The organism is Nocardia carnea, assembly GCF_029868325.1.
Classification (GTDB): Bacteria; Actinomycetota; Actinomycetes; order Mycobacteriales; family Mycobacteriaceae; genus Nocardia; species Nocardia carnea_C.
In genome coordinates, this window is the sequence record NZ_JARWNW010000310.1 from 22679 (window position 1) to 29591 (window position 6913).

A 6913-nucleotide genomic window follows, 5' to 3' on the forward strand; every position below is an offset into this window, starting at 1 on the left:
TGTACCAGGACCAAGCGGACGCCCAGGTTCCTGTCTAGAGGTTAACGCGGTATTGCGGCCCCTATGGAAGCGGGTTGCCTATCAATAGGGGTGGACAAACTAATTTCCGGAATCCGGCGTCCATTGCTCGAGTATCTGCCGGTCACGCGCACAGGCGGCGAGCCGGCCGGGCTGTCCGGAGGTGGCCCGGCGCAGCGCGGTTTCGAGCTCGGCGACGCGCCGGTCCACCGCGAGCATCCGGTCCGCGGCGGACCGGACCATTTCGTCGGAAAGTTCCGTTTCGGCCTCCACCAGGGCGGTCACGGCACGCTGCTCGAGCTGGGCCTTCACATTCGCGATGGCGTCCACGACCCATTGCCGCAGGTGATCCCGGTCGGCGAGCTGGCGGCGGGCCCGCACCACCCAGGCCGCCGCGCCGGCTCCGAGTAGCAGGGTCACCGGGATCGTGGCCACGTCCAGGGCAGGCACCAGCGCCAGCGGCGAGACGAGCAGGCGTCCCAGACCGACCCCTGCCGACGCGCCGACAACGATCATGAGGTGATCTTCGACACCCCGGCCGCGGGGTTGCGGATCCGGGCCGAGTGTGGGTGCCGGATCGTGCCGGTAATCCGGGGCCCGGTCCGGTGCGCCGGGTCCGGCGGCGGCCGCGCGCGCCCGCAACTCGGTGAGCCGGGCGGCGATATCGCGGTCGACCGTATCGGTGAGCGCCGCCACCGCGGCGCGCAGACGCTCCGGGAAACTGGCCCGCCCCGCCCGGTCCAGGCGATCGAGTTCGGTGCGGGCTTCGGCGTGCAGCGCACGCACCCGGTGCCCGACCTGGGTCAGCAGGTCCATTCGCGCCAAGTTGAGCTGGGCGCGCAACGTGGATACCGCGACCGCCCGCCCGCCGTCGCGTTCGGCGAGCAGCCGCGCGCGTTCGGTACGCAGCATTTCGGCTTCGCTGCCGGCGGCGAGCAGCGCCTCCTCCTGCGCGATCCGGTCGAGGGTCTGGGCCAGCACCTGGGTTGCCGCGGCGGACCGACGGGTGTCCACGGTGGCGGTATCGGTGGTGAGTGCCGCCAGCCGGGCGTGCAGCGCGGCGAGGCCGGACCGGTCCAGCAGGGCCGAATCCGCGGCCGTGCGGGCGGCGAGCGCCAGCCGGGCGGAAACCGGCACGATCTCGCAGTCGAGCCCGGCAGCGGTGAGAAGTTCGGCGCTACGGTCGCGGACCAGCTGCCAGTCGAGATGGGCGTGGGTGCCGTTCAGGACGAGCAGTACCCGGCTGCCGGCCGCACGGAGCCGGCGCACGAGGTCGAGTTCGGTGGCACCGATCACCACACCGGCATCCAGGACCAGCACGGTGATCGAGCCCGAGGCAGCGCCGGCGGGGTCGGCCGACGGCGTGCTCAGTTCTATCCGGGGTTGGAAACGGGCGAGTTCGGTGCGCAGCAGGGTGGTGTTCGCGTCGTCGGGGCCCAGCAGCCGGACCTCCGCGTTGTTCCCGGCGACGGTCATGGTGTCGAGCAGCGCCATCCCCTGGGGGTTCCAGCGGCGCACCACGGCGGCGACCGGTTCGGGGAACGCCGCACCGTGCGGGGTGGCAGCCGCGGCGGTAGCGCCGGCTCCCGGACCGAGGTCGGTATCCGACCCCGGATCAGAGTCCGACACTGCTCATCCGTTCCCATACCCGGACGTAGCCGTTGTGTACGCGTACCGCGGCGCGCCGGGCGGCCGGTGACAGATCACTGGCGACCACCGCACGCCAACGGATGGCGCGAGCGAGAGCATCGTCGGCGTCCTCGGGTTCGAAACGGGGATAACCGGCCGCCAGATGCGATACCGCGGGATCGACCAGCCCACCACACAGGCCCAGCCATCTCGCCTCGTCGGTATCCAGGTATTCGGTGATCAGCGCACGCGCCCGGCTGCTGCCCTGCGGGACAGCCCGCGCCGCCAGCCGGGTCAGTTCGTCGACCAGCGCGCCGGCCCGCCGGGACAGCGCCTGTTGATAGCGCAGCCCGAGCAGCCGGGCCACGGGTTCGATCCCGCTCACCGTGTTCAGGATCTGCAGTACCGTCTGCGGTGCGAGGTCCGGTTCGCGTTCCAGCGCCGCCAGCACACAGGCGGCCCCGTACAGATCCCAGCGTTCGAGCAGGTCCGCCCGCTCGGCGGTATCGGGACCCGCGGCCGGGGAGACGAACGCCTCCGCCGATACCGCCGACAGGGAACGGTTACCGGCGTGCCGGCGCAGCAACGCCAGATCGGTCTCGCGCAGCGCGCCGGCGACCGTTCGCGCGGCCAGGCTTCCGACGATCGGGAAGGCCGGGAGCCCGAATGCCCGGGAAAACTGTTCCGCGGCCGCGACCGCATCGGCCCAGCCGGTGCCGATCGCGTCGGCTTTGTTCACGACCACCAGCGTGCGCTCCGGCGGTAGCGACCCCAGGATCCGCCGGTCCCCCGGCGACGGGGTACTGGCCAGGACATAGATGATGATGTCGGCGTCGAGCACGGGGTCGGGGAATCCGGGTTCGTCGACCGGCGCGGTCTCGGCTCCGTGTTGCAGACCCAGCGCCTCGGCCACCGTGGTACGCCCGGACCGGGCGCGACCCGCCACCTGCGCCCGCGGGAGCGACCGCCAGCGCTGCACCGCTGCCTCGATCCCGTTCGCGACACCGGTGTCCACTCCGTCGCCCATTCGCAACGTCGAAATCATCCGCTCGAGCGGATCCGCTGCCCCCGCCTCCCGCATGTACCTGTCCGATCTTTCGACTGTCACCGTTCGCACCCCCTGTTCCGGTGCGCATTCTGTCAGAAGAGCGCCCACAGCGCGCCGGGCGCGGGCCGACAGCATCCCCGAGCAGCCCAACGAGCCACCGGCCGTGCGCGAACAGGATCCGGGCTCGCCGGAAAGCATCGACTACCCGCGAGTAGCGCCGCGCTCGGTCCGGTTCGGACGATCCCGGACCATGTTGGACAATAGGGACGTGAACGACGCCGTCCGCCCCGCCGACCCGACTCCGCCCGCTTCGTCCAGCACGACGGACGGGACCGGGCCCCGGACGCGACCGCGCACCGGATCCCGGCTCTACCCACGGGTCACCAGTTTCCGGTCCCGGCGTGGTGCACTCACCCCCAATCAGCAGAAATCCTGGGATCGCACCTGGCCGCTGATCGGCCGCGAGGTGGCCGACGAACCGCTCGACGCCGACACCTGGTTCGGGCGTCCGGCGCCGCTGGTCATCGAGATCGGCTGCGGAACCGGTACCGCGACCGCCGAGATGGCACAGGCCGAACCGCATCTGAACCTGATCGGTATCGAGGTCTACCAGCCGGGCTTGGCGCAGCTCGTCCAGCGGATCGAACGCGACGAGATCGGTAATATCCGGCTGCTGCGCGGCGATGCGGTAGACGTGCTGGAGAACATGATTGCTCCCGGATCGCTGACCGGGGTGCGGGTGTTCTTCCCGGACCCGTGGCCGAAGGCGCGCCACCACAAGCGCCGGCTGTTGCAGCCGGCCACCGTCGCGCTCATCGCCGACCGGCTGCGGCCGGGCGGAGTACTGCACGTAGCGACCGACCACGCCGATTACGCCGAGCACATCGCGGCGGTCGGCGCGGAAGAACCCCTGCTCGTCGGCTTGAACGAGACCACCGGCGGAGTGAGCGCGCAGCATCGCGAATCGGCGCCGATCGGATTCGAACGCCCCGTCACCAAGTTCGAGAGCAAGGCACATCGGGCCGGAAGTGCGATCAACGAGTTCATATGGGGCAAGATCGAATGATGAGCGTCAGTGAGATGGCCCCGTCCGGCGGCGAGGTTGCCGAAAGTCTGCACGAACCCGGTGCCGAAGCCACCGGGCCCGACCCGGACAGACTCCGGCGCGTGCTGCTGGTCTGGGACGCCCCCAACCTGGACATGGGTCTGGGCGCGATCCTCGGTGGCCGTCCCACTGCCGCCTACCGTCCCCGGTTCGACGCGCTGGGCCGCTGGTTACTCGCCCGCACCGCCGAATTGTCCGCCGGTGAGAAACAACGGGTGGAGCCGGAAGCGACGGTGTTCACCAATATCGCCCCCGGCACCGCCGATGTGGTCCGGCCGTGGGTGGAAGCCCTACGCAACGTCGGTTACGCCGTCTTCGCCAAACCCAAGATCGACGAAGATTCCGATGTCGACTCCGATATGCTCGGCCATATCGCGCAACGCACCCGCGGCGCGGGTCTGGCCGGAATCATCGTGGCCTCGGCAGACGGCCAGGCGTTCCGCGAACCACTCGAACAACTCGCCGCCGACGGAATCCCGGTTCAGGTACTCGGCTTCCGCGAGCACGCGAGTTGGGCCGTAACATCCGATACTCTCGAATTCGTCGACCTCGAGGACATCCCGGGTGTGTTCCGTGAACCGCTCCCACGGGTGAGCCTCGACTCGTTGCCCGACGAGGGTGCCTGGCTGCAGCCGTTCCGGCCGCTGTCGGCGCTGCTCACCTCTCGCCCCGCACAAGGAGTCGCTTAAAGTGTTCACCCGCTGGGGCGATCTGGTCTACCGGCTGCGTTTCGCCGTTATCGGAGTCGTTGTTGCAGGGATGCTGGGTCTGGGTGCCTACGGTCTCGGGCTGGCTGATCACCTGACCTCCAGCGGTTTGTTCGATCCGAATTCGGAATCGGTGAAGGCGGCCGAGATCTCCGACGAGGCCTTCGGCCGCGATCACAACGCCGATGTGCTGGTGCTCTACACGGCACCGGAGGGTCAGACCATCGATTCCGACCCTGCGTTCCGGGACAAGATCGTCGACAGTCTCAACCGGCTGCCGCGCGAACACCCCGACCAGATCGCGAAGGTCAACGGCGCCTACTGGAAGACCGAGACCGGTGAGGCCCAGCCGTCGGTCTTCGGTTCCAAGGACAAGACCAAAACCTTCGCCTCCGTCGCGATCGTCGGCGACAACGACGACGAGATGGTGCGCAACTACCGCGCCGTCCAGGATGCTTTCTTCATCGACGGGGTCGACGTGCAGGTCGCCGGCCTGCAACCGGTGGCGGGCACGCTCAACGACACCATGGCGCACGATACGAAGCGGATGGAGCTTCTCGCCATCCCGGCGGTCGGCATCCTGCTGTTCTTCATCTTCGGCGGCGTGGTCGCCGCCGCGCTCCCGCTGATCATCGGCGGTCTGACCATTATCGCCGCGAACGGCATCCTCACGGGGGTGGCGCAGCTCACCGACGTGAACACTTTCGTCGGTGCCGTGGTCTCGATGATCGGCCTGGGCTTGGCCATCGACTACGGGTTGTTCATCGTCAGCAGATTCCGGGAAGAACTGGCGGAGGGGTACGACACCCGGGCCGCTGTCCGGCGTTCGGTGATGACCGCCGGGCGAACGGTCGTGTTCTCCGCGACCATGATCATCGCCAGCCTCGGCGGTCTCCTGCTGTTCCCCCAGGGCTTCCTGAAATCGATGGCTTACGGAACCATCGCCACCGTCGCGTTGGCCGCGCTCGGCTCCATCACCCTGCTCCCCGCCATGCTCGGCGTACTGGGGCGGCGGGTGGACATGCTGAGCTTCAAGAAGATGCGCAAGACCAAATCCGCGGAAGAGGTCGAGGCGAGCTTCTGGGGCCGCGCCACCACCTGGGTCATGCAGCATCCCCTCAAGATCGCCATCCCGATCTGCGTCGGGCTGCTGCTGCTGATCATCCCGGTGAAGAACCTGGCCTTCGGCGGGATGAGCGAGAAGTATCTGCCGCCGGACAACGACGTACGGGTCGCGCAGGAGGAGTTCGACCAGACCTTCCCGCTGCGCCAATCCGACCCGATTCAGCTGATCTTCCTCGGCGAGGACACCTCCGCTATCGGCAAACTGCTGAAGCAGGCCGATAAAGCGCCGGGCCTGGCCGATGCCGCCGGCTTCGCCGTACCGTCGCAATCCGAGAGCCAGCCGAACGTGTTCCGCACGGAGGCGACGCTTCTCGACTCCGACAACTACCGGCCGACCGTGGACTATCTGCGGGCGATCGACGTACCGGACGATGTGACGATGCTGGTCGGCGGGCAGCCGACCCTCCAGGGCGACAGTATCGACGCCCTGGTCGACCGGATACCCCTGATGATCGCCGTGGTACTGCTGGTCACGACGGTGCTGATGTTCTTGACCTTCGGCTCGCTGGTGCTGCCCATCAAGGCGGCATTGATGAGCGTGCTCGGTCTCGGCTCCACCCTGGGCATCCTGACCTGGATATTCATCGACGGCCACGGTGCGGACCTGCTGAACTTCACCCCGCAGCCGATCATGTCCCCGGTGCTGGTGCTGATCATCGCGATCATCTACGGCCTGTCCACCGACTACGAGGTGTTCCTACTGTCCCGGATGGTCGAAGCGCGCGCCCAGGGCGCCTCGACCACCGAAGCCGTGCGGATCGGCACCGCGCACACCGGGCGCATCATCACCGCCGCCGCCCTCATCCTGCTGGTGGTGACCGGCGCATTCGCGTTCTCCGATCTGGTGATGATGCAGTACATCGCCTACGGCATGATCGCCGCGCTCATCATCGACGCCACCGTCCTGCGCATGCTGCTGGTCCCCGCCACCATGAAACTGCTGGGCGACGACTGCTGGTGGGCACCGGCCTGGATGAAACGGATCCAGCAGAAGATCGGGCTCGGCGAGCCGATCCTGGACGACGAACGCCCCGGCGCGGGCGATGTGGTGGACCTGGTCAAAACCACGCCGGTCACCGATCCCGTCACCATGCAGATGCCTGCGCTCGCGTCGGACAAACAACGTAAGACGCCGGTGCTCAAACGCAGCCGCGAGGAGATCGAGGCGGCCGCACCCACCGCGCATATGAGCGCGGTGCCCAAGAGTGCGCGCAAGGGCGCCGACAAACCGGCACCGGCCGGTTCCACACCGACCGCGCCGAAACAATCGATGCCCACCCC

General features: G+C 68.4%; 5 protein-coding genes. 3 read left to right on the forward strand and 2 right to left on the reverse strand.

Translation table 11 applies throughout. The annotated features are described in order from the left end of the window. Window positions 1-99: 99 nt before the first annotated feature. Both QH196_RS30370 and QH196_RS30375 read right to left on the reverse strand, forming a co-directional pair. Complete coding sequence (locus tag QH196_RS30370) at window positions 100-1647, reverse strand: hypothetical protein (protein ID WP_280419283.1); 1548 nt, start codon at window positions 1645-1647, stop codon at window positions 100-102. Further along, window positions 1634-2692 carry a hypothetical protein gene (locus QH196_RS30375; RefSeq protein WP_280419284.1) on the reverse strand — a complete coding sequence of 353 codons (1059 nt, stop codon included), beginning with the start codon at window positions 2690-2692 and terminating at the stop codon, window positions 1634-1636. Before QH196_RS30375 ends, QH196_RS30370 begins: the two co-directional genes overlap by 14 nt. Window positions 2693-2945: 253 nt before the next feature. On the opposite strand from QH196_RS30375, the gene trmB reads away from it, so the two are divergent. From trmB to QH196_RS30390, 3 genes are all read left to right on the forward strand, one after another. Then, the gene (trmB, locus tag QH196_RS30380; protein WP_280419285.1) at window positions 2946-3761 is read left to right on the forward strand and encodes a tRNA (guanosine(46)-N7)-methyltransferase TrmB; all 816 of its coding nucleotides are present in this window, start codon (window positions 2946-2948) and stop codon (window positions 3759-3761) included. Next, window positions 3761-4489 (forward strand): NYN domain-containing protein, encoded by a 729-nt coding sequence (locus tag QH196_RS30385; protein WP_062979027.1) that lies wholly within the window; start codon window positions 3761-3763, stop codon window positions 4487-4489. The genes trmB and QH196_RS30385 overlap by 1 nt, the downstream gene beginning before the upstream one ends. Window position 4490: 1 nt before the next feature. Beyond that, on the forward strand, window positions 4491-6913 hold a 2423-nt coding region (locus QH196_RS30390; protein ID WP_280419286.1), incomplete at its 3' end, for an MMPL family transporter.